The 21,556-nt window shown below is 68.9% G+C and carries 22 protein-coding genes and 2 pseudogenes; 11 read left to right on the top strand and 13 right to left on the bottom strand.

What is annotated here, in order from left to right:
• The first annotated feature begins 25 nt into the window (after positions 1-25).
• Positions 26-3,481 (top strand): AAA family ATPase, encoded by a 3,456-nt coding sequence (locus tag RNZ50_05770; GenBank protein MDT8854545.1) that lies wholly within the window; start codon positions 26-28, stop codon positions 3,479-3,481.
• A 21-nt stretch (positions 3,482-3,502) separates the two neighbouring features.
• Here RNZ50_05770 and RNZ50_05765 read toward each other — a convergent pair whose 3' ends face one another.
• Genes RNZ50_05765 through RNZ50_05750 form a run of 4 tightly spaced genes read right to left on the bottom strand, consistent with a single transcriptional unit; the run spans position 3,503 to position 7,570 of the window.
• Complete coding sequence (locus RNZ50_05765; GenBank protein MDT8854544.1) at positions 3,503-4,393, bottom strand: glycosyltransferase family 2 protein; 891 nt, start codon at positions 4,391-4,393, stop codon at positions 3,503-3,505.
• Positions 4,394-5,560, bottom strand: coding sequence for a lytic murein transglycosylase (locus RNZ50_05760; protein ID MDT8854543.1), 1,167 nt, complete (start codon positions 5,558-5,560; stop codon positions 4,394-4,396).
• Between the two features lie 55 nt (positions 5,561-5,615).
• On the bottom strand, positions 5,616-6,527 hold the full coding sequence (cbiB, locus tag RNZ50_05755; protein ID MDT8854542.1) for an adenosylcobinamide-phosphate synthase CbiB: 912 nt from the start codon (positions 6,525-6,527) through the stop codon (positions 5,616-5,618).
• The gene (locus tag RNZ50_05750) at positions 6,524-7,570 is read right to left on the bottom strand and encodes an aminotransferase class I/II-fold pyridoxal phosphate-dependent enzyme (protein ID MDT8854541.1); all 1,047 of its coding nucleotides are present in this window, start codon (positions 7,568-7,570) and stop codon (positions 6,524-6,526) included. Before RNZ50_05750 ends, cbiB begins: the two co-directional genes overlap by 4 nt.
• A gap of 363 nt (positions 7,571-7,933) precedes the next feature.
• On the opposite strand from RNZ50_05750, the gene RNZ50_05745 reads away from it, so the two are divergent.
• Positions 7,934-8,284, top strand: coding sequence for a hypothetical protein (locus tag RNZ50_05745; protein ID MDT8854540.1), 351 nt, complete (start codon positions 7,934-7,936; stop codon positions 8,282-8,284).
• A gap of 39 nt (positions 8,285-8,323) precedes the next feature.
• Here RNZ50_05745 and RNZ50_05740 read toward each other — a convergent pair whose 3' ends face one another.
• Complete coding sequence (locus tag RNZ50_05740; GenBank protein MDT8854539.1) at positions 8,324-9,496, bottom strand: MalY/PatB family protein; 1,173 nt, start codon at positions 9,494-9,496, stop codon at positions 8,324-8,326.
• 284 nt (positions 9,497-9,780) lie between these two features.
• Between RNZ50_05740 and def (RNZ50_05735) the strand changes: the two genes are divergently transcribed.
• Genes def (RNZ50_05735) through RNZ50_05715 form a run of 5 tightly spaced genes read left to right on the top strand, consistent with a single transcriptional unit; the run spans position 9,781 to position 12,531 of the window.
• Entirely contained in the window at positions 9,781-10,350 is a 570-nt protein-coding gene (def, locus tag RNZ50_05735; GenBank protein MDT8854538.1) for a peptide deformylase, read from the top strand.
• A complete protein-coding gene (def, locus tag RNZ50_05730; protein MDT8854537.1) occupies positions 10,350-10,841 on the top strand; it encodes a peptide deformylase in 492 nt (163 codons plus the stop codon). The genes def (RNZ50_05735) and def (RNZ50_05730) overlap by 1 nt, the downstream gene beginning before the upstream one ends.
• The gene (def, locus tag RNZ50_05725) at positions 10,838-11,341 is read left to right on the top strand and encodes a peptide deformylase (GenBank protein ID MDT8854536.1); all 504 of its coding nucleotides are present in this window, start codon (positions 10,838-10,840) and stop codon (positions 11,339-11,341) included. The genes def (RNZ50_05730) and def (RNZ50_05725) overlap by 4 nt, the downstream gene beginning before the upstream one ends.
• Positions 11,338-12,234 carry a methionyl-tRNA formyltransferase gene (fmt, locus tag RNZ50_05720; protein ID MDT8854535.1) on the top strand — a complete coding sequence of 299 codons (897 nt, stop codon included), beginning with the start codon at positions 11,338-11,340 and terminating at the stop codon, positions 12,232-12,234. The genes def (RNZ50_05725) and fmt overlap by 4 nt, the downstream gene beginning before the upstream one ends.
• A 60-nt stretch (positions 12,235-12,294) precedes the next feature.
• Positions 12,295-12,531, top strand: a complete 237-nt coding sequence (locus RNZ50_05715) for a GlsB/YeaQ/YmgE family stress response membrane protein (protein ID MDT8854534.1) — start codon at positions 12,295-12,297, stop codon at positions 12,529-12,531.
• Between the two features lie 3 nt (positions 12,532-12,534).
• On the opposite strand, the gene RNZ50_05710 is transcribed toward RNZ50_05715, so the two are convergent.
• The 7 genes and pseudogenes from RNZ50_05710 to RNZ50_05680 form a co-directional block, all read right to left on the bottom strand.
• Positions 12,535-13,047 (bottom strand): transcriptional regulator, encoded by a 513-nt coding sequence (locus RNZ50_05710; GenBank protein MDT8854533.1) that lies wholly within the window; start codon positions 13,045-13,047, stop codon positions 12,535-12,537.
• Between the two features lie 55 nt (positions 13,048-13,102).
• On the bottom strand, positions 13,103-13,741 hold the full coding sequence (locus RNZ50_05705) for a trimeric intracellular cation channel family protein (protein MDT8854532.1): 639 nt from the start codon (positions 13,739-13,741) through the stop codon (positions 13,103-13,105).
• Positions 13,738-14,202 carry a ribonuclease HI gene (gene rnhA, locus RNZ50_05700; protein ID MDT8854531.1) on the bottom strand — a complete coding sequence of 155 codons (465 nt, stop codon included), beginning with the start codon at positions 14,200-14,202 and terminating at the stop codon, positions 13,738-13,740. Before rnhA ends, RNZ50_05705 begins: the two co-directional genes overlap by 4 nt.
• 46 nt (positions 14,203-14,248) lie before the next feature.
• The gene (locus tag RNZ50_05695; protein ID MDT8854530.1) at positions 14,249-14,701 is read right to left on the bottom strand and encodes a DUF3429 domain-containing protein; all 453 of its coding nucleotides are present in this window, start codon (positions 14,699-14,701) and stop codon (positions 14,249-14,251) included.
• Positions 14,702-14,705: 4 nt separating this feature from the next.
• Positions 14,706-15,671: a 4-hydroxy-3-methylbut-2-enyl diphosphate reductase gene (ispH, locus tag RNZ50_05690; GenBank protein ID MDT8854529.1), complete on the bottom strand. Its 966-nt coding sequence runs from the start codon at positions 15,669-15,671 to the stop codon at positions 14,706-14,708.
• A 105-nt stretch (positions 15,672-15,776) separates the two neighbouring features.
• Positions 15,777-16,277: a hypothetical protein gene (locus RNZ50_05685; GenBank protein ID MDT8854528.1), complete on the bottom strand. Its 501-nt coding sequence runs from the start codon at positions 16,275-16,277 to the stop codon at positions 15,777-15,779.
• A 79-nt stretch (positions 16,278-16,356) separates the two neighbouring features.
• Positions 16,357-16,785: pseudogene (locus RNZ50_05680) on the bottom strand (NYN domain-containing protein).
• Positions 16,786-16,860: 75 nt separating this feature from the next.
• Between RNZ50_05680 and RNZ50_05675 the strand changes: the two are divergent.
• On the top strand, positions 16,861-17,904 hold the full coding sequence (locus tag RNZ50_05675) for an IS5 family transposase (GenBank protein ID MDT8854527.1): 1,044 nt from the start codon (positions 16,861-16,863) through the stop codon (positions 17,902-17,904).
• A gap of 186 nt (positions 17,905-18,090) precedes the next feature.
• Here RNZ50_05675 and RNZ50_05670 read toward each other — a convergent pair.
• Positions 18,091-18,243: pseudogene (locus RNZ50_05670) on the bottom strand (NYN domain-containing protein).
• A gap of 137 nt (positions 18,244-18,380) precedes the next feature.
• On the opposite strand from RNZ50_05670, the gene folK reads away from it, so the two are divergent.
• The 3 genes from folK (at position 18,381) to RNZ50_05655 (ending at position 21,548) form a co-directional block, all read left to right on the top strand.
• The gene (gene folK / locus RNZ50_05665; GenBank protein MDT8854526.1) at positions 18,381-18,953 is read left to right on the top strand and encodes a 2-amino-4-hydroxy-6-hydroxymethyldihydropteridine diphosphokinase; all 573 of its coding nucleotides are present in this window, start codon (positions 18,381-18,383) and stop codon (positions 18,951-18,953) included.
• A 93-nt stretch (positions 18,954-19,046) separates the two neighbouring features.
• Positions 19,047-19,400, top strand: a complete 354-nt coding sequence (gene rpoZ / locus RNZ50_05660) for a DNA-directed RNA polymerase subunit omega (GenBank protein MDT8854525.1) — start codon at positions 19,047-19,049, stop codon at positions 19,398-19,400.
• 30 nt (positions 19,401-19,430) lie between these two features.
• Positions 19,431-21,548, top strand: a complete 2,118-nt coding sequence (locus tag RNZ50_05655) for a bifunctional (p)ppGpp synthetase/guanosine-3',5'-bis(diphosphate) 3'-pyrophosphohydrolase (GenBank protein MDT8854524.1) — start codon at positions 19,431-19,433, stop codon at positions 21,546-21,548.
• The last annotated feature ends 8 nt before the right edge of the window (positions 21,549-21,556 follow it).

Below are 21,556 nucleotides of genomic sequence, written 5' to 3'. Positions count from 1 at the left end.
CACCCGGAATCACCGAGGTTTCCCCTTGCGGTTCACCCGCCTGCGCCTGAACGGCTTCAAGAGCTTTGTCGACCCCACGGATCTGGTGATCCACGAGGGGTTGACGGGCGTGGTTGGCCCCAATGGCTGCGGCAAGTCGAACCTGCTGGAGGCGCTGCGCTGGGTGATGGGCGAAAACCGCCCCACCGCGATGCGCGGCGGCGGGATGGAGGACGTGATCTTCGCCGGCGCCGCCACCCGCCCGGCGCGCAACTTCGCCGAAGTGGCGCTGGTGATGGACAATGCCGACCGGCTGGCCCCCGCAGGCTTCAACGATCAGGACCAGATCGAGATCGTGCGCCGCATCACCCGCGATGCGGGCTCGGCCTACCGGGTCAACACGCGCGAGGTCCGCGCCCGCGACATCCAGATGCTGTTCGCCGATGCCTCGACCGGGGCGCACAGCCCCGCGCTGGTGCGGCAGGGGCAGATTTCGGAACTGATCAACGCCAAGCCCAAATCCCGCCGCCGGATACTGGAGGAGGCGGCGGGCATCTCGGGCCTCTACCAGCGGCGGCACGAGGCGGAACTGCGCCTGCAGGCCACCGAAACCAACCTGACCCGTGTCGATGACGTGCTGGAGGCGCTGGCCGCGCAACTGGCAACACTGGTGCGGCAGGCGCGGCAGGCGGCGCGCTACCGCGAGATCGGGGAAGACCTGCGCCGCGCCGAGGGCTGCCTGCTCTATCGCCGCTGGCGCGAGGCCGACACCGCCCGCGCCGAGGCCGACGAGACGCTGCGCCTGCGCCTGCTGGCCGCCGGGCAGGCCGAAGCCGCCGCCCGCGCCGCCACCAAGGCGCGCACCCTGCGCGAGGACGCCCTGCCGCCCCGGCGCGAGGAGGAGGCGATTGCCGCCGCCGTGCTGCAACGCCTGACCGCGCAGCGCGATGCGCTGGCCGATCAGGACGCACGCGCCCGCCAGACCATCGACACCCTGCGCGGCCGCATCGACCAGCTTGCCCGCGACATCGAGCGCGAGGCCGGCCTGAACCGCGATGCCGAGGACACCATCGCCCGGCTCGACTGGGAGATGACCCAGCTTCACCGCGCCCACGACGGCCATGACGAGCGCCTTGCAGATGCCGCCGAGGCCGCCCGCGCCGCCGGGGCCGCCCTGTCGGCCAGCGAATCCGCCCTGACCGAGCGCACCGAGGATGCCGCCCGCCTTGCCGCCCGCCACCAGTCGGCGCAGCGCCTGCTGGCCGACACCCGCACCACGCTGCAACGCGCCGAGGCCGAGGCCGCGCGGGCCCGCGAGGCGGTCGAGATCGCCACCGACGCACAGGAACGCGCCGCCGAAGCGTTCGACGCGGCAGAGGAGGCGCAGGCAGAGGCCGTCGAACTGGCCGAAGCCACCGAGGAGGCGCTGGCGCAGACCGAGGAAGCCCGCGCCGAAGTGCAGGGCCGCGAGGCCGACGCCCGCGCCGCGCGCTCCTCTGCCGAAGGCGAGGCCAACGCGCTGCGGGCCGAGGTCGCGGCGCTGGCCCGGCTGGTGGACCGGGAATCGCAGGCGGGCACGCAGCTGATCGACCGCTTGCAGGTGGAACCGGGCTTTGAGGCGGCGCTGGGCGCGGCGCTGGCCGACGATCTGCGCGCACCGCTGGTTGAGGGTGCGGTGCGCTCGGGCTGGGCGGGGCTGCCTTACTATCCTTCGCCGCAACCGCTTCCGCCCGGCTGCGTGCCGCTGGCGGGTCATGTGCAGGCGCCCGACGTGCTGCACCGCAGGCTGGCCCAGATCGGGCTGGTGGACCGCGGGCAGGGGGCGGCATTGCAGGCCGCGCTCGCCCCCGGTCAGCGGCTGGTCAGCGTCGAGGGCGACCTCTGGCGCTGGGACGGGTTTCGCGCCGCCGCCGAGGATGCGCCCTCTGCCGCCGCCGCCCGCCTGCGCCAACTGAACCGGTTGGTGCAACTGAAGCGCGATCTGGAGGATGTTGCGGCAAGGGCCACCGGCGCGCGACTGGCACACGAGGCATTGCAGGCAAGGCTGGCCGATCTGGCCCGCGCCGACCAGATGGCACGCGACGCCCGCCGCGCCGCCGACGCCCGCGTGACCGAAGCCAGCCGCACCGCCGCCCGCGCCGAGGCCGACCGCTCCATCGCCGGCGGCAAGCTCGAGGCCGCGCGGCTCGCCGTCACCCGCCACGCCGACGAGGCCCGGTCCGCCCGCGAAAGGCTGGCCGAGGCCGAGACCGGCAGCACCGGCCTGCCCGATCTCGACGAAGCCCGCGCCGCCACCGACGCGCTGCGCCAGGAGGTGGAGGCCGCCCGCGCCGCCATGCTGTCGCGCCGGTCCGCCCATGACGAACTGCGCCGCGAAGGCGAGGCGCGGGTGCGCAGGCGGCAGGAGGCGGCAAAAGAGGTTTCGGGCTGGAGGCACCGGCTGGAAACGGCCGAAAAGCGCATGGCCGAACTCGCCGAGCGCAAGGCCGCCGCCGAGGACGATCTGGCCGAAGCCTCTGCCCTGCCGGAAGAAATCGCCATCAAGCGCGAGGAACTGACCGACGCGATGGCCGAGGCCGAGGTCCGCCGCGCCCATGCCGCCGACGCGCTGGCACTGGCCGAAACCGCGCTGCGTGACGCCACCGCCACCGAACGCGAGGCCGAACGCAGCGCGGGCGAAGCGCGCGAGGCCCGCGCCCGCGCCGAGGCCCGCGCCGATGCCGCCCGCGAGACGCTGGCCCACGCCACGGCCCGCATCCGCGAGGATACCGAACGCGCGCCGGCCGAACTGCTGGAAAGCCTTGCCGCAGACCCCGACCGGATGCCCGACGCCGAAACGCTGGAAACCGAGGTCAACCGCCTGAAACGCCAGCGGGAATCGCTGGGCGCCGTGAACCTGCGCGCCGAGGAGGACGTGAAGGTCGTGACCGAGGAGCACGGCACCCTGGCACACGAGAAGGCCGATCTGGAGGAGGCGGTGAAACGCCTGCGCGCGGGCATCGCCGGGCTGAACCGCGAGGGGCGCGAACGGCTGCTGACCGCCTTCGAGGCGGTGAACGCCAGCTTTGCCACCCTGTTCACCCACCTGTTCGGCGGCGGCGAGGCGAAGCTGGTGCTGGTGGAAAGCGACGACCCGCTGGAAGCCGGGCTCGAAATCATGTGCCAGCCGCCGGGCAAGAAGCTGGCCGTCCTCAGCCTCTTGTCGGGGGGCGAGCAGACGCTGACGGCGCTGGCGCTGATCTTCGCGGTGTTCCTGGCCAACCCCTCGCCGATCTGCGTGCTGGACGAGGTTGATGCCCCGCTCGACGATGCCAACGTCACCCGGTTCTGCGACCTGCTGGACGAGATGACACGGCGCACCGAGACCCGCTTCCTGATCATCACCCACCACGCCGTGACCATGGCGCGGATGGACCGGCTGTTCGGGGTGACGATGGCCGAGCAGGGCGTCAGCCAGCTGGTCAGCGTCGATCTGAAAAAGGCTGCGGCGCTGGTCGCCTGACCGCGATTTTTCTACGAAAAATCAGGCCCCGGTCAGCGCAGCCACTTTTTCCCGCAAGCCCAGCCGTGTGGTGCGCAGCAGGCCCAGCCGGCCCAGCAGCGCCAGACACTCGGGCGAAGGGGTCTGCACCCGGTCAAAGAATGCGTCGATTCCCCCGGCGTCGGCCGCTGCCAGATGCGCCTGCAGGGCGGGGTTGAACTTGTAGGCGCCGCGCGTCAGGCGGAACTGCAGCCGGTGCTTCCAGCGCGCGGGGTCTTCGGCGTGGAAATGCAGCAGCGCGATGCCGGGGTGGAAGTCGCCGCCATCCAGCCGTTGCCCCGCGATGAAGGCGCCATGCAGCCGGGGCTGCAACCCCGGCACGCCGGTGCGGAAGAAGCATTTGCCCGCCGAATGGCTGAGCATTCCGCTGGGAAGCAGCGGCGCATAGGGGCCGAACACCCGGATGCGGTTGGCGGCCTGCGCAGCCCCGCCCATCTGGGCGCGGAAGTGGCGGGCGGTGAAGATGTCGTCGGGCAGCGCCGGATCGTGCAGCGCCTCCCACGGCGCCAGACGCACCTGCGGCTGGTCCCCCGGCACGGCGGCCAGCGCCCGTGCGATCGGCGCGTCGGGCAGCAGGAATTCGTCGACATCGATGTGCCCGACCCAGGGCAGGCGCGCCGCGCGCCAGGTGCGCTTCATGTTGCGGCCCTGCCGGTTCTGGTGCGCCTCGGGCCGGTCGCCCTTCCACCAGTCGGCATCGCAGCGGATCACCGTCACCCGGTCCAGCCCCGCCAGCGCCCCGGCTGCCGGGTCTTCGGGGTCATCGAAATACAGCCACAGCCGCGCCGCCCCCAGCCCCAGATGATGCGCCACGAAGGCCAGCACCTGCTCGGCCGGCGCCTTGACCGTGGTGCAAAGCCCCCAGTCGGCCATTCACAGCCCCGCCAGCAGGTCTTCGGTCGGCCAGGCATCGGCGGGCAGGCCGAGGCGGGCCTGTTCGGCCTGCACCGCGGTGCGGGTCGCGGCGCCCAGAATGCCGTCGATCTTGCCGACATCATGGCCACGCGCCGCCAGCCTTTCCTGCAAGGCCTTCATCTCGTCATCGCTCAGCGCCGGGTCGGGGATGCCCGCGTCATAGGGGGGCGCGCCTTCCAGCCGGGTTGCGAAATAGGCGGCGGTGGTGACATAGACAAAGCTCTTGTTCCATTCGAACAGCACCCGGAAATTCGGATAGGCGAGGAACGCGGGCCCCTTGCGCCCCTGAGGCAGCAGGATCGAGCCTTCCATCCCCGCCGCCAGATCGGCGCCGCGCCCCCGCACCCCCATCGCGGCCCAGTCGGCCACCGGCAGCGTGGTGTTCAGCCCGGTCCGGCCCCAGTCGAGGCCCGGCGGCAGCACGACCTCCTGCAGCCACGGCTCGCCCGCGCGCCAGCCAAGGCTTTGCAGCATCCGCGCCCCCGACAGCAGCGCATCGGGGACGGAAGTCTTCAGCGTGATCAGCCCGTCGCCGTCGCCATCGACGCCGCGTTCCAGAATGTCCTTCGGCAGCATCTGCACCATGCCGATCTCGCCCGCCCAGGCGCCGGTCGTCGTCGCCGGGTCAAGATCGCCCAGCGCGTGAAGCTGCATCGCGGCCAGGATCTGCGGCTGGAACAGCTCTGGCCGCCGGCAGTCGTGCCCCAGCGTGACCAGCGCGTCGCGGGTGTTGAAGTCGCCCTGCACCGCGCCGAAATCGGTCTCGAACGCCCAGAAGGCCAGCAGGATGCCGCGCGACACGCCATATTCGCGCGCCGCCCGGTCGAACACCGCATCATGCGCCTTGCTGGCGGCGGCCCCCCTGGTGATCCGGTCCTTGCTGATCAGGCTGCGGGAGAAATCGAGAAACGTCTTGCGGAACACGCCTTGCGAGCGGTCTGCCTTCAGAACCCGCGGGTCGATCCTCGCGCCGCGGAAGAAGCTCTCCACCTCGGCCGGGGTGCGGCCCTGCGCCAGCCCCTCGGCCTGCATCGCCGCGACGAAGGCCGCGAAATCGCCGCCGCAGGGTGCGGCGGTGGCGGGGGCGGCAAGGCAGGCAAGCAGGGGCAGGGCGGCAAGGCGCATGGCAGGCTCCGGTCAGGGTCGCGGCACAGTAGCAGCGCCGCCGGTGCAGGCAAGATCAGACCAGCGCCAGCACCACGACCACCGCCAGCAGCCCCGCCCAGGTCCGCCACAGCACGCCGCAGGCCGCGTCGATGTCGTCCGGCCCGGCGTCGCGTCGCCCTTCGGGGAACACCCAGGGGTAGTCGCGCCGCTCGCCGTGGTAGCTGCGCGGGCCGGAGAGGCTCAGGTTCAGCACTACGGCCATCGCCGCCTCGGGCCAGCCGGCATTGGGCGAGCGGTGCAGCGGGGCGTCGCGCCGGATCGCGGGCCGGGCATCGAAACGCCCGTTCGTCACCGCGATCAGCAGCGCGGTCAGCCGGGCGGGCACCAGGTTCAGCAGATCGTCGAAGCGGGCGGCGGCCCAGCCGAACTCCTCATACTGCGGGGTGCGGTGGCCGATCATGCTGTCGGCGGTGTTGGTGATCTTGTAAAGCAGAAGCCCCGGCAACCCACCGACCAGAAACCACAGCGCCGGTGCCACCACCCCGTCGGAATGGTTTTCCGCCGCACTTTCAATCGCCCCCCGCGCCACGTCGGGCACGGTCATCGCGGCGGTGTCGCGCCCGACGATCCGCGCCACGCTGCGGCGCCCGTCGCCCAGCGACACCCGCAGCGCATCGCCAACCGCCCGCACGTGATCGACCAGCGACCGCTGTGCCAGCAGGATTGCGGCTCCCAGCACCTCCAGCAGCCCGAAATCCGGGATCAGCCTTATCGCCCAGCCCAGCGCCAGCGCGCCAATCCCCAGCAGCGCCATCGCCAGCACACCCTTGGCCCTGCGCGCCGCGCCAAGGTTCAGCCGCCGGTCCAGCGCGGCCACAGCGCGGCCCATCAGCACCGCCGGATGCGGCCAGCGCGACCACAGCCATTTCGGCTCGCCCAGGGCCGCATCCAGCAGCAGCGCAGGCACCAGCAGAACCGCACTCATGCCCGGATTCCCCCGTCCGACAAGGCTTCTTCAAGCCGTTCCCAATCCCCCTCGCCGCCCGGCAGGCCCAAACGCAGCCAGCGCGGGTTGTGCAAGAAGGTCCGCACCCGGATGCGGTGGCGGGCCAGATCCGCCTGCCAGCCCGCGGCATCCGCCGTATCGTAAAGCCGGAACAGCGGGGTGCCGCCCGCCAGCGGCGCCGGGAACAGCGCATCCAGCCGCGCCGCGTCGCGCGCCAGCCGCGCCCGCGTCGCCTGCGCCCAGTCGGCATCGCCCAGCAGCCGTGCGCCCGCCGCCTGCTCCGGGTCGGGCACCCGGCCTGCCCGCGCCGCCAGCCGCGCGATCAGCGCCGGATCACCGAAGGCAAACGCCGTCCGCAACGCGGTATGCCCCCAGAACCGGCTCAGGCTTTTCAGCACCAGACAGCCGGGCCGGGCCGCGAGCCCGATCAGGCTGGCCTCGGCCATCGCATCGCCGCAGCGTTCGTCGATCACCAGCAGCGGCGCATCCGGCACCGGCCCCGTCCACAGCCGCCCGTCGTCGTGGCCCGGATGCACCAGCACCCGCGCCGCCGCCCCGCCCGCCTCCGCCCCGCCCGCCTCCGCCCCGCCCGCCTCCGCCCCGCCCGCCTCCGCCCCGCCCGCCTCCGCCCCGCCCGCCTCCGCCCCGCCCGCCTCCGCCTCCCCGCCCGCCTCATCCCACACAACCGCGCGGCCACAGGCCCGGAACGCCCGGCCCGCCGCGCCGCCGGGGTCCGCGATGGCCACCCGCCCCGGCCCGGCCAGCAGCGGCAGCAGCCCGATCAGCCCCGTCGCGTCCGGTGCCGCCAGCATCGCCGCCGCGGCGGGCGCCCGCCAGAAACTCCGGGCCGCGGCCTCAAGCGACCGGGCCGCCCCGGGCGATGCCGGGGTATCTTCGGCGGGCAGGGGGTAGGGCCGGGGGTTGGCCGTGCCGGAAAGGTCGAGCCAGGCGGCCTGCCCGCCGACACCCGGCGCGGCGGGCCCGGCCCCGGCCGGGGCGAAACAGGGGGCAAATCGGCTCATGGCATCCTCGTGCGGTGTCGCGACCACAAAGCCCATTCCGCCGCCCATGGCAACCGGCGCGGCGCATTTCCCGCCGCCCCCTGCGGCGTCGCGGCACCTTGTTTCATCGCCCTTCGGCCGGGTCGGCGGCAAATCGCCCCGGTCCTCCGCGCCGCCCGCACCCGGCCGCAGGGCCCGCCCCCGCAACCCTCACGCGAATTTTCCGGCATCCCCGCCACCCGCGCTGGCCGAACGCCCGTGCCTGCCGCCCGGCATCCCCAGCAATTCCTGACCCGAATGCCCCCGCCGAAAAAACAAATCACAAAGTGCCTTGATTTTAACCGCTTATGGCCCAAACTTGAAGACATTGGAAAGGAGACCATCATGCTGGAACACCTGCCGAAGGACGTGCGCGACGGGCTTGATGCTGCCCGCATCCGCGATCAGAAGCGCCGCTCGCGGCTGCGGGTCAGGGTCGGCAATGCCGAGTTTCCGATCCTGCGCATGTGGCACGACGGTTTCGCGATCGAGGCCGCCCTCGTGCCGCAACTGCGCGGGCTGGTCGACGTGTTCGACGGCGCGCGCCACGCAGCGCAATGCCTGATCGTGGCCAGCACGGTCGAGAACGGCGAACTGATCTGCGAATTCAAGCGCGCCACCCAGGTGACGGACAGGGCGGCGCTGGATTTCTGGCGCGACGAGAATGCGCCCGCGGGCTATCTGCCCCGCAACTGATGCCGCCCCGGCCCTGCGGGGCCGGGGGAACCGCCAATCCTATTGCAGATCGGCAAAGGCCTGTCCGATCCGCGCCGCCGCCTCGGCCACCTGCGCCCGGGGCGCGGCCAAATTGAAGCGCAGATAGGTTTCGCCCCCCGTCCCGAAGGTCGCACCGTGATTGGCGGCAACCTTCGCACCCTTTTCCACCCGCGCGATGAACTCGGCCGCCGTCATCCCGGTGCCGGAAAAATCGACCCAGGCCAGATAGGTCGCCTCCAGCGGCATCGAGCGCAGGCCCGGTATGGCGTTGATCGCATCGTCGAACAGCCGCCGGTTGCCGTCGAGATACGGCATCAGCGCATCGACCCACGCCGCCCCTTCCGGCGAATAGGCGGCCGTGGCCATGAACAGCCCGAAGGAATTGGCCGAGATGCCCAGCGCGTTCATCCGCTGCGCGAACCGCGCCCGCAGGCCCGGGTCGGGGATGATCACATTGCCCGAATGGCTGCCCGCGATGTTGAAGGTCTTGGTCGTCGCCGTCATCATCACCAGCCGGTCGAGGATCTCGGGCGCGGCCAGCGGCATCACCGTGTGCTTGTGCCCCGGAAACACCAGATCATGATGGATCTCGTCGCTGACCAGCACCAGATCATGGCGCAGGCAGAAATCGGCCACGCCGCGCAGCTCCCCCACCGTCCACACCCGCCCGCCGGGATTGTGCGGCGAACACAGGATCAGCATCTTCTCCCGCCCGGTCATCGCGGCATCCCAGGCGTCGAAATCCATCACGTAGCGCCCGTCGGCCAGCGCCAGCGGGCATTCCGTCACCCCCCGCCCCGCCGCCTTAACCACCCGCGCAAAGGCGTGATAGACCGGCGTCATCAGCACGACGGCATCGCCGGGCGCGGTGAAGGCATCGACGCACATCGCCGTGCCGTTCACCAGGCCATGCGTGGTAAAGATCGCCTCGGGCGCCACATCCCAGCCATGCCGGTTTGCCATCCACCAGCGGATCGCGGCCAGATAGTCGGCATCATCGCCGAAATAGCCGTAGAGCCCGTGCGCCGCCATGCCCTCGACCGCTGCCTGCACGCAGTGCGGCGGGCGGAACTCCATGTCGGCCACCCACATCGCGATGCCCTCGGAGGCGGGCACGCCATAGATCCTTTCCATCATGTCCCATTTCACCGAATGGGTGCCGGTCCGGTCGATCTTCTCGTCAAAATTCATCGCAGTCCCCTGTGTCGCAGCCAGCCTTGCGCCCCGGTCGGCGCGCGCAACCCGCACCTTTCCTGTGCCTCCCGGCTTAGCGCCAAACGGCACCCGAACCAATCTCTCTCCGGGCGTTGGTGAATTTTCACCCCTGCCTGTGACATGACGGGAAAATTTCGTAGAAATTTTGCGGATAACGGGAGATTTTATCGCATCCCCCCGCATCCCCCCGCCAGGCCCGCGCAAAAGCACCGCAGGGGCACCTTCTTGCGCGCGCAAGGCAGTTCCCGTAAATCAGGGGCATGATACGCCAGATCCTGATCCATCCCGACCCGCGCCTGAAAAAGATCTGTGACCCGGTGGGCCAGGTCACGGCAGACATCGGCCGTCTGGCCGAAGACATGCTCCAGACCATGTATGACGCGCCCGGCGTCGGTCTGGCCGCCCCGCAGGTCGGGGTGACCAAGCGTCTGCTGGTGATGGATTGCGTCAAGGACCCGGCGCAGGCGCACCGCCCGATGGTGCTGTTCAACCCGGTGATCACCTGGGCCTCCGAAGACCTCAACACCTACGAGGAAGGCTGCCTCTCGCTGCCCGAACAATACGCCGACATCGAACGCCCCGCCGAGGTGCGCGTGCGCTGGATGGGGCTTGACGGCAAGGAACAGGAAGAACAGTTCTCCGGTCTCTGGGCCACCTGCGTGCAGCACGAGATGGACCATCTCGACGGCAAGCTGTTCATCGACTACCTGCGCCCGCTGCGCCGCCAGATGATCACCCGCAAGATGGAAAAGCTGAAGCGTGACATCGCGCGGGCGGGCGGGGTTCTTGAGCGCGTCTCCGACACGCCCAAGTTCGACCCGCGCGCCTGATGGCGCTGCTGCCGATCCTGCGCTGGCCCGACCCGCGCCTTTCCATGGTCTGCGCGCCCTGCACGGGCAATCTGTCGGCGCTGGCCGCCGACATGCTGGAAACGATGTATGCCGCCCCCGGCCGGGGCCTTGCCGGGCCGCAGGTCGGGGCGATGCTGCGGATCTTAGTGATGGATGTCGGCTGGAAAGAGGGCACCCCGCAGCCGCGCGTGCTGCTGAACCCCGAGATCCTGTGGCGCGACGACACCGTTGCCACCGGAGCCGAAGGCTGCCTGTCGATCCCCGGCACCCTGCCGCTGATCACCCGCGCCACCGCGATCCGCCTGCGCTGGCAAGACCTTGACGGCACCGCCTGCGACGACACCCTGACCGGCTTTGCCGCAATCTGCGCCCAGCACGAAATCGACCATCTCGACGGAATCCTGACGCTCGACCGCCTCACGCCGGAAGCCCGCGCCGTGGCGGTCACCGAAGCAGGGGCCGCGCCATGACCGCCCGGCAATGTCTCATGTGGCCCGACAGGCGGCTGAAGACCCCGGCCGCCCCGGTCGAGGCGATCACCGACGCGATCCGCGCCCATTGGGCCGACATGGTCGACACGATGGAGGCGATGCCCGGCTACGGCCTCGGCGGGCCGCAGATCGGCGTCATGCTGCGCCTTGCGGTGGTCGATTGTTCGACCGAACGCGGGCAGGCGATCCTGCTCGCCAACCCCGAGATCCTGCACGCCTCGGGCCAGTTCCGTGACCATGACGAGGGCAGCCCCAACCTGCCCGGCGTCTCGGCCACCATCAGCCGCCCGCGCGCGGTGACGGTGCGCTACCTGAACGCCGAGGGGCAGATGGAAGACCGCGATTTCATCAACGTCTGGGCAACCTCGGTGCAGCACCAGATCGACCACCTGAACGGGCGGATGTATTTCGACCACCTCAAGCCGCTGAAACGCAAGATGCTGATTGCAAAGTCGGAAAAGCTGATGGCGCGGCAATGAAGATCGTTTTCATGGGCACCCCCGCCTTTTCGGTGCCGGTCTTGCAGGCATTGGCCGCCCGGCATGACATTCTGGCCGTCTACACCCAGCCGCCCCGCCCCGCCGGGCGTGGCAAGCAGCCCCGCCCCGGCCCGGTGCAGGCGGCGGCCGAAGCTTTGGGCCTGCCCGTCCGCCACCCCGCCGGCCTGCGCAACGCGCAGGCACAGGCCGACTTCGCCGCCCTTGGGGCCGACATCGCCGTGGTCGTGGCCTATGGCCTGATCCTGCCGCAGCCGATCCTCGATGCCCCGGCGCTGGGTTGCCTGAACATCCATGCCTCGCTGCTGCCGCGCTGGCGCGGGGCGGCACCGATCCACCGCGCCATCCTTGCGGGCGACAGCGAAACCGGCGTCTGCATCATGCGGATGGAGGCGGGGCTCGATACCGGCCCGGTGCTGCTGCGCGCGGCGACCCCGATCGGCCCCGAAGACACCACGCAGGATCTGCACGACCGGCTGGCCGACATGGGCGCGCGGCTGATCGTGCAGGCGCTGGACGATCTGCCCGCCCTGACCCCCAAACCGCAGCCCGAATCCGGCGTCACCTATGCCGCCAAGATCGACAAGGCCGAATCCCGCATCGACTGGTCCCGCCCCGCGCCCGAGGTTGATCGCCAGATTCGCGGCCTGTCACCCTTTCCCGGTGCGTGGTGCGACATCGCGGGCGAACGGGTCAAACTGCTGCGCGCGCGTCTGGCCCCGGGCCACGGCACACCCGGTCAGGTGCTGGGCGGGCTGACCATCGCCTGCGGCAGCGGCGCGGTGGAAATCACGCAAGCCCAGCGCGAGGGCAAACGCCCGATGGACGCGGCCGAGGTGCTGCGCGGCTTTGCCCTGCCAGACCATCTGGGCTGACCCGCTTCACAACCCGCCCCGCACCCCCCATATGTCTTGAAGCCATACGGGAGTCGCCCCATGTCCATCGTCTTTCTGATCATCATCGGTGCCGCCGCGGGGTTTCTGGCCACCCGCTTCATGAAGGTGCAGGCCGATGTGCCGACCACCATCGTCATCGGCGTGTTCGGCGCATTGATCGGCGGGCTGGTGCTGCGGGTCATCCTGACGATCGGCGGCTGGCTGACCGGGTTCGTCGGCGCGGTCATCGGGGCCATGCTGCTGATCTGGCTGTGGCGCACCTACATTGCCCGCTAGGGTCTAGCCCAGCCGCTTGACGACATCCTTCAGCCGGAAGCCCTTGCCCCCGGTCGCCTGCCACAGCACCTGCCCCTGCCACGCCGCGAACAGCAGCGCCGCCGCCTCGCGCCCCCTGGCCCCGCCGCCAAGGCGCTGCGCCAGCACCGCCTCCACCTGCGCGCGCCACGCAGACGCGCGCGCCCGCAACGCCGGGTCGCGGAACTCGGTGGCCAGCAGGGCAAGGTCGGCGGTCTGCGCCCCCAGAACCTTGAGAAACGCCAGCGCCCCCTTGGCCGAGGGCGGGGTGTCGAGGGCCGCTTCTTCCGCCGCCGCGTCAGCCGCATCCCAGCCGGCCGTCAGCGCCGCCCGCACCATCCCCTCGCGCGAGCCGTAACGCTGCACCAGCGACGGCGCCGCCAGTCCGCTGGCCTGTGCGACAGCCGAAAAGGCCACCGCCTTGTCGCCGCCTTCCGCCAGCAACTGCCGAACGATGGCGAAAACATCGGTGTCGGGAATGGTTCTGGGGCGTGCCATGGCGGAATCGTAGAGCAACACCGACGCGAAGGCCAGCCATCGCCCGGCGCATCGGCTAACGCTTGGGCGACTGATCCCGGGGCGGCCGCGCCCGGTAGACCGGCAGGCGCCAGCCAAAGGCCAGACTGCCCGCGCGCAGCACCAGCGTCACCGCCGCGCAGGCGATCAGCGCCGCTGTCCGGTCGGCCGCAAACGCCTGCACCAGCACCGCCGAGGCCGCCCCGGCAAAGGCCGCCGTCACGTAAAGCTCGCCCTGCTTCAGCACCAGCGGCACCTCGTTGCACACCACGTCGCGCAGGAGGCCCCCCATGCAGCCGGTGATCACCCCGGCCACCAGCACGATCGGCCAGCCTTGCCCCAGCCCCATCGCCACGCCGACCCCGGCAGGCACCGCCACGGCCAGCGCGCAGGCATCCAGCCACAGGATCGCGTTGTAGCGGCTTTCCAGCCGGTGCGCGGTGAAGAACACCACCACCGCCGCCAGCGCCGCCACCGCGAGGATCACCGGGTCCGCCACCCAGAACACCGGGTCGCGGTTCAGAAGCACGTCGCGCAGCGTGCCGCCGCCCACCGCCGTCAGGCAGGCGATGAAGATGAAGCCCACGATATCCAGTTGCGACCGGCTGGCGACCAGCGCCCCGGTCAGCGCGAACACCACCACCGACGCATATTCCAGCGCCAGCAGCAGGGTCATTTCGCCCGCCCGGGCTTGAACGGCGCCATGCCCTCGCGCGCCAGCTCGTCGGCGCGCTCGTTCTCGGCATGGCCCGCGTGGCCCTTGATCCAGCGCCATTCGACGGTGTGGCGCAACCGCGCCTCATCCAGCCGCTGCCACAGGTCGATGTTCTTCACCGGCGATCCGCCCGCCGTGCGCCAGCCCTTGCGCTTCCACCCGGCCAGCCATTCGGTGATGCCGTTCTTCACATAGGCGCTGTCGGTCACGATGATCAGCGCGGAAGGCCGCTCCAGCACCTCCAGCGCGGAAATCGCGGCCAGCAGTTCCATGCGGTTGTTGGTGGTCATGGCCTCGCCGCCGCAAAGCGTGCGTTCCTTGACCACGGCGGCCCCGTCGCGCGCCAGCATCAGCACACCCCAGCCCCCGGGGCCGGGATTGCCGGAACAGGCACCATCGGTATAGGCGAAAAGATCAGGCATGGCGCAGCCCTAGACCAAGCGCGCACGGCGCACAAGCACCTGCCGCCTACCCGAAGATCGGCACGCAGAGGCAGGCCAGAACCACCGCCGTCAGCATCGCGCGCAGCCGCAGCCACCAGTCCGGCGCCAGACCCTGCCGCCAGAACATCCAGTCCAGCACGATCAGCAGCACGAAGCCCGCCGCCAGCCAGATTGCCGCCGACACCGGCCCGCCGCCGATGAAGAAAAAGGCCCACAGCGCCGGGATCACCGAAAAGACATAGCCCACCGCCGCCTCGCGCCCGGTGGCCCGCATGGAAAAGCCCCAGAGCACCCCCGACATGAAGGCGAGAATCACCGTGCCGTACGAAAGCGTGACATAGGGCCCGACAAAGCGCGGACCCAGCACCTGCTGGCCCCAGTCACCCAGGGCCGGAAAGAACTGGCTCACTGCGCCCCACAGGAAAGGGATCAGCCCGGCAAGGCCAAGGATCAGCGCCGCGCGCGGAATCGGGGTCATGGCGTCAGGCGTCCTGCGCCGCTGCCGGTTCGCGCAGCACGCGCGGCACCTTGAACTCGACATTCTCGGACACCGTCTCCACCACCTCCACCGTCGTGTCATACCGCGCCCGGAACGCGTCGAGCACTTCGGTCACCAGCACCTCGGGCGCCGAGGCGCCGGCCGCGATGCCGACCGTGGCGATGCCTTCCAGCGCGCGCCAGTCGATGTCGCCCGCCCGCTGCACCAGTTGCGCATACTTGCACCCCGCCGCACGCCCGACCTCGACCAGCCGCAGCGAGTTCGAGGAGTTCGGCGCGCCGATCACCAGCAGCGCGTCGATCCGCCCGGCAATCGCCTTGACGGCACCCTGCCGGTTGGTGGTGGCGTAGCAGATGTCTTCCTTGTGCGGCCCGACGATGGCGGGAAACTTCGCCTGCAGCGCGGCCACGATCCCGGCGGTGTCGTCGATCGACAGGGTGGTCTGGGTGATGAACGCCAGCGCCTGCGGGTCGCGCACCTCCAGCTCCGCCACGTCGGCCTCGGTTTCCACCAGCAGCACCTCGCCCTCGGGCAGCTGCCCCATGGTGCCGATGGTTTCGGGGTGGCCCTTGTGGCCGATCATCACCATCTGCAACCCGGCCTCGAAATGCCGTTCCGCCTCCAGATGCACCTTGGAGACCAGCGGGCAGGTGGCATCGACAAAGATCATCTCGCGCCGCGCCGCCTCGGCGGGCACCGCCTTCGGCACGCCATGCGCCGAAAAGATCACCGGCCGGTCGCCGGGCACGTCGTCCAGTTCCTCGACGAACACCGCGCCCTTGGCCTTCAGCCCGTCAACCACGAACTTGTTGTGCACGATCTCGTGGCGCACATAGACCGGCGCGCCCCATTTCTGCAGCGCCATTTCCACGATCTTGATCGCGCGGTCCACACCGGCGCAAAAGCCGCGCGGCGCGGCCAGGTAAAGGGTCAGCGGGGGCTTGGTCATGCGCATCATCCATTCCTGCAACACCCGACTAGGTAAGCCGGAGCGCGCCTCAGGTCCAGCCCCGCCGCGCGCGCAGGCTGCGGCTTTTCCATGCAGGGGGGGCCCTCAGGCCGCCGCCTGTTTCGCGGCCTCGTCCCAGCGTTCGGCAAAGGCGCGCATCTCTCCGACATCGCGAAAGGCGCGCAGCGGCACGATCACCACATCGCGCGGGGTGTCGATGAAGACATGGCCGGGCGTCACCACCACCTGCCGGATCATCGCGGGCGCGATCAGCGTCCCGTCGCCCGCCCCCTCCGGCCCGACGCGCAGGCCCTCGGCCCGGTCTTCCAGCCGCATCCGCACCGGCAGGGGCACCCGCCGACGCGCCCGGCGATGCGCGCGCCAGGTCAGCCACACCGTCGCCAGCCCGTATTGCACCCCGGCCGCCGCCACCATGCAGGCATAGAAAAGCAGGCTGCCCTCCGGCACCAGCCAGCGCGGCAAGAGCAGCACCCAAAGCCCGCCAAGCGCCAGCCACAGCAGGAAGATGACCTGCCGCCCGGCGGTCATTTCCCGCGGCTGGGCTTCCCAGGCGAGCGAATCACCACGCGTCAGTCTCCAGCTCAACGCCGTGACCGGATCGGGTGAACCGGGCATTTCCGCCATCACAGCCGGGGCGCAGCCATGGAACTGCGCCCCGTCCTGTTCAGCTTGCCGCGACGGCGCCGGTTTCACGGTCGACCCGCGGTTCGCGCGGCGGGCGGCCAATCACCTCGCGCAACTCGTCCAGTTCGATGAAATTGTCGGCCTGACGGCGCAGTTCATCGGCAATCATCGGGGGCTGGCTGCGGATGGTTGACACCACCGAAACCCTAACCCCTTGACGTTGCAGGCTTTCCACCAGCGGTCGAAAATCGCCATCCCCGGAAAACAAAACGATGTGATCGACGCGCGGTGCCAGTTCCATGGCATTGACCGTCAGTTCAATGTCCATGTTGCCCTTCACCTTCCGGCGACCCTGGCTGTCGGTATATTCCTTGGCCGGTTTGGTCACCATGGTGAAGCCGTTGTAGTGCAGCCAATCCACCAGCGGGCGGATCGGGGAATAGTCGTCGTTCTCAAGCAGGGCAGTGTAGGGCACCTCTATAAATTGCCCCATCCCCCGCACTTCGGTATGGTGAGACAGTGAACTGGCATTGGGGATGCAACGATGGCGCAGATGGGTTTTTTCGATCTTTCGGACCGTTACGCGAGCCTCGATGCCAAAAGGGATCCGCTGGTCGAAATTGATGCCGTCGTGCCGTGGGAGGAGTTTCGTCCGGCTCTTGAGCGGGTCTGGCGCAAGCCTGTTGCGGATCGCAAGTCCCGCGCGGGGCGCAAGCCGATAGATGCGGTGCTGATGTTCAAGACGCTGGTTCTGAGCGCGCTTTACAACCTGTCGGATGATCAGATCGAATATCAGGTCCGCGACCGGCTTTCCTTTATGCGCTTCCTGGGGTTGGGCCTTGGTGACCGGGTGCCCGACGCCAAGACGGTGTGGCTGTATCGCGATGCGCTGGCGCAGGCCGGCAAGGTGGAGGAGTTGTTCGGGTTGTTTGACGGTCATTTGGCGCGGCGGGGCTACATTGCGCGCGGCGGTCAGATCCTGGACGCCTCCATCGTGCCGGTGCCGCGCAATCACAACACGCGCGATGAAAACGCAACGATCAAGAAGGGCGAGGTCCCCGAGGATTGGGCTGATAAGCCAGCGAAACGGGTGCAAAAGGATGTGGACGCACGTTGGACGAAAAAGCACGGCAAGAGCCACTACGGCTACAAGAACCATGTGAATGTGGACCGCACGCATAAGCTGGTCCGGCGCTACCACGTCACCGACGCCGCTGTGCATGACAGCCAGGCAGTGGATCATCTGCTGATGCAGGGCAACACCGGGTCTGGCGTGTGGGCGGATGCTGCTTATCGGTCCGAGGAGATGGAGGCCAAACTCCGCGCCTTAAAACTGAAAAGCCACATCCACCGCAAGGGCAATCGGGGCAAGCCGCTGACCGACCAGGCCAAGGGCAGCAACCGCACCAAATCCACCGTGCGGGTCCGGGTTGAGCACATCTTCGGCGCGCAGGCCAACGACATGGGCGGCACCCTGGTGCGCACCATCGGCTTGGTGCGGGCGAAGGCCAAAGTCGGCATGAAGAATCTCGCCTACAACATGCGCCGCCTCGGCCAACTGGGTCGCATCAACCCGCACCCAGCCTGAAAACGGTCGGCCAAGGACGCAGATCGCCCCGCGCATCGCTAAAAACGGCCCTGAACCGAAGGTCCGCGAGGCGAAATGGGCGGCAGATCATAAAAACCAAGGCAACAATCGGTCAGCTGAAGGTCGCTGCCGCGCTTCGGGCAGAACCTGCTATGCCGTTGCCGCGAAAACAGTCAAAAATCGAGGTGCCCTGTAGTAGAACGCACGAAGCAGCTTGCCGCGCCGCATGAATTCCTGCCTCAGCAGCTTGTAGTCGATGTCGAACCCAAGCGCTTTGGCGGCGGCATACAGATTCGACCCGTCGATGAACAGCGCAAGCCGTTCGTCCTTGTAAAACATGTATTTGTCCCCTCAATAATGATCCGCGACCGAAATTCCGTGAGTGGCAATCATGGAACTGAAATCTCGGCGAGGAACGACGCTGGGTATCAACCGATAGCTACCGGCTGCAAGCCATTCTATACGAAAGGATAACATTGTCTGCTAACTTGGAACAGTGCGCTCTGATTGCGCTAGGCGCGAATCTTCCTATTGGCAGCAATGGTCCGCAGGAAACCCTGCGCGCCGCAGTCGCTTGTTTTGCCGACGAAAGTATGTGCCTGCGCCGTGCCAGCCGGTTCTTCGCCACCCCGTGTCATCCCGTCGGGGCCGGGCCGGATTACGTCAATGCGGCGGCCGCGGTGACAACCACGCTTGACGCCCCCGGCATCCTTGCCGCGCTGCACCGGATAGAGGCGCGCTTTGGCCGCCAGCGCGCGCAGCGCTGGGGGATGCGGACGCTCGATCTCGACCTGCTGGCGCTGGGCGACACCGTGCTGCCCGATGCCGCCACCCAGACCCGGTGGCGCGACCTGCCGCCCGAAACGCAGGCCGTCGAGGCCCCCGACCGGCTGATCCTGCCCCATCCCCGCCTTCAGGACCGCGCCTTCGTGCTGGTGCCGCTGGCCGATTTGGCGCCCGACTGGCAGCATCCGCTGCTGGGCTTGACCGTGGCGCAGATGCTGGCGGCCCTGCCAGAGGCCGACCGCGCGGCGGTGATCCCGCTCTGAGGGGCGCTGCGGCGCGGAATCATGCCTTGTCAAGGGGATTGGCAAGGCATACATAGGCGGTTCCGTGCCCCCCGATCCTGAATGGAGTCCACCATGGCCCGCGTGACGGTTGAAGATTGCGTTGACAAGGTTCCGAACCGGTTCGAACTGGTGATGCTGGCGGCCCACCGGGCGCGCGAGATCCAGGCAGGCTCGCCCGTCACCGTCGACCGCGACAACGACAAGAACCCCGTGGTGTCGCTGCGCGAGATCGCCGACGAGACGCAGGGCGCCGACGCGCTGCGCGAACGGATGATCGAAAGCCACCAGACCCAGATCGAAGTCGACGAACCCGAAGACGACCAGATGGCCCTGCTGATGGGCGGCGAGATCGACCGCCCGATGCAGGACGACATGTCGGAAGAGAAACTGCTCCGCGCGCTGATGGAAGCGCAGGGCCAGAACTGAGGCGCAAGCCCTTGATAGGATGCGGCGAGGATGATCGACGTCGAAGACCTGATCGTTCTCGTCCGCAACTACAATCCGCGCACCAATGCCGACCTGATCCGCCGCGCCTATGCCTACGGCACGCAGATGCACGACGGCCAGCAGCGCCACTCGGGCGAGCCCTACTTCACCCATCCGGTCGCGGTCGCGGCGATCCTGACCGAACAGCGGCTGGATGATGCCACCATCATCACCGCCCTGCTGCACGACACCATCGAAGACACCAAGTCGACCTACACCGAGGTGTCGCGCCTGTTCGGCGAAGAGATTGCCGAACTGGTTGACGGTGTCACCAAGCTGACCAACCTCGAACTGTCCTCGGCCCAGTCGAAGCAGGCGGAAAACTTCCGCAAGCTGTTCATGGCGATGTCGAAGGATCTGCGGGTGATTCTGGTCAAGCTTGCCGACCGCCTGCACAACATGCGCACCATCAAGTCGATGCGCCCGGAAAAGCAGGCGCAGAAGGCGCGCGAGACGATGGAGATCTTCGCCCCCCTGGCCGGCCGCATGGGGATGCAGTGGATGCGCGAGGAACTGGAAGACCTCGCCTTCCGCGTGCTGAACCCCGAGGCGCGCAATTCCATCATCCGCCGTTTCATCACCCTGCAACGCGAAGCGGGCGACGTGGTCCACAAGATCACCGCCGACATCCGGCTTGAACTCGATCGCGGCCAGATCGACGCCGACGTGTATGGCCGCGCCAAGAAGCCCTATTCCGTCTGGCGCAAGATGCAGGAAAAGGATCTGGCCTTCTCGCGCCTGTCCGACATCTACGGCTTCCGCATCATCACCGCGTCCGAGGCCGACTGCTACCGCGTGCTGGGCGTCATCCACCAGCGCTGGCGGGCGGTGCCGGGGCGGTTCAAGGACTACATCAGCCAGCCCAAGACCAACGGCTACCGCTCGATCCACACCACGGTGTCGGGCCGCGACGGCAAGCGGGTCGAGGTCCAGATCCGCACCCGCCAGATGCACGAGGTGGCCGAGGCCGGCGTTGCGGCGCACTGGTCCTACCGCGAGGGCGTGCGGGCGCAGAACCCGTTTGCCGTCGATCCGGCAAAATGGATCGCGGGGCTGACCGAACGGCTGGACGAGGGCGATCACGACGAGTTTCTCGAAAACGTCAAACTCGAGATGTATACCGACCAGGTGTTCTGCTTCACGCCGAAAGGCGATGTCATCCAGTTGCCGCGCGGGGCCACCCCACTGGACTATGCCTATGCCATCCATACCCGTATCGGCAATTCCTGCGTCTCGGCCAAGGTCGACGGCATCCGCGTGCCGCTGTGGACCCGGCTGAAGAACGGGCAGTCGGTGGAAATCATCACGGCCGAGGGCCAGCGCCCGCAGGCAAGCTGGATCGACATCGTGACCACCGGCCGCGCCAAGGCCGCGATTCGCCGAAGCTTGCGCGAGGAAGACAAGGGCCGCTTCGTGCGGCTGGGGCAGGAACTGGCCCGCGCCGCCTTCGACCATGTCGGGCGCAAGGCCACCGACAAGGCGCTGCGCACCGCCGCCAAGATGCTGGGCCTGTCGGATGAAACCGAACTGCTGGCGCAGCTTGGCAGCGCCGAACTGACCGCGCGCAAGGTGGTGGAAACGCTTTACCCGGAACTCGCGCAGTCCAAGGCCGAGCTTGTGGACGAAAAGCGCCCGGTCGTGGGGCTGTCGCCCGACCAGGGGTTCCGGCGCGCGCCCTGCTGCCAGCCGGTGCCGGGCGAACGCATCGTCGGCATCACCTACCGCGGCCAGTCGCCGGTGATCCACGCCATCGACTGCCCGGCGCTGGAGGAATTCGAGGAACAGCCCGGCCGCTGGATCGACCTGCACTGGCACGCGGGCCGCCATGCCGCCGTCCACACCGTCAGCCTGGAGGTGACGATTTCCAACGATGCCGGCGTGCTCGGCCGGATCTGCACCTTGATCGGGGAACAGAAGGCAAATATTTCGGACCTGCGCTTCACCGACCGCAAGCCGGACTTCTACCGTCTGGTGATCGACGTCGATCTGCGGGATCTGGAACATCTCCACATGGTGATGACCGCGCTGGATGCGGAAACCGACGTGGCCCAGATCGCCCGGTTGCGCGACCGGACACGCAAGCCCTGACAGGGGCA

Source organism: Paracoccaceae bacterium Fryx2 (assembly GCA_032334235.1).
Lineage (GTDB): Bacteria > Pseudomonadota > Alphaproteobacteria > Rhodobacterales > Rhodobacteraceae > JAVSGI01.
The sequence above is the reverse complement of the archived record's forward strand: the minus strand, read 5'-3'. Positions and strand labels throughout refer to the sequence as shown.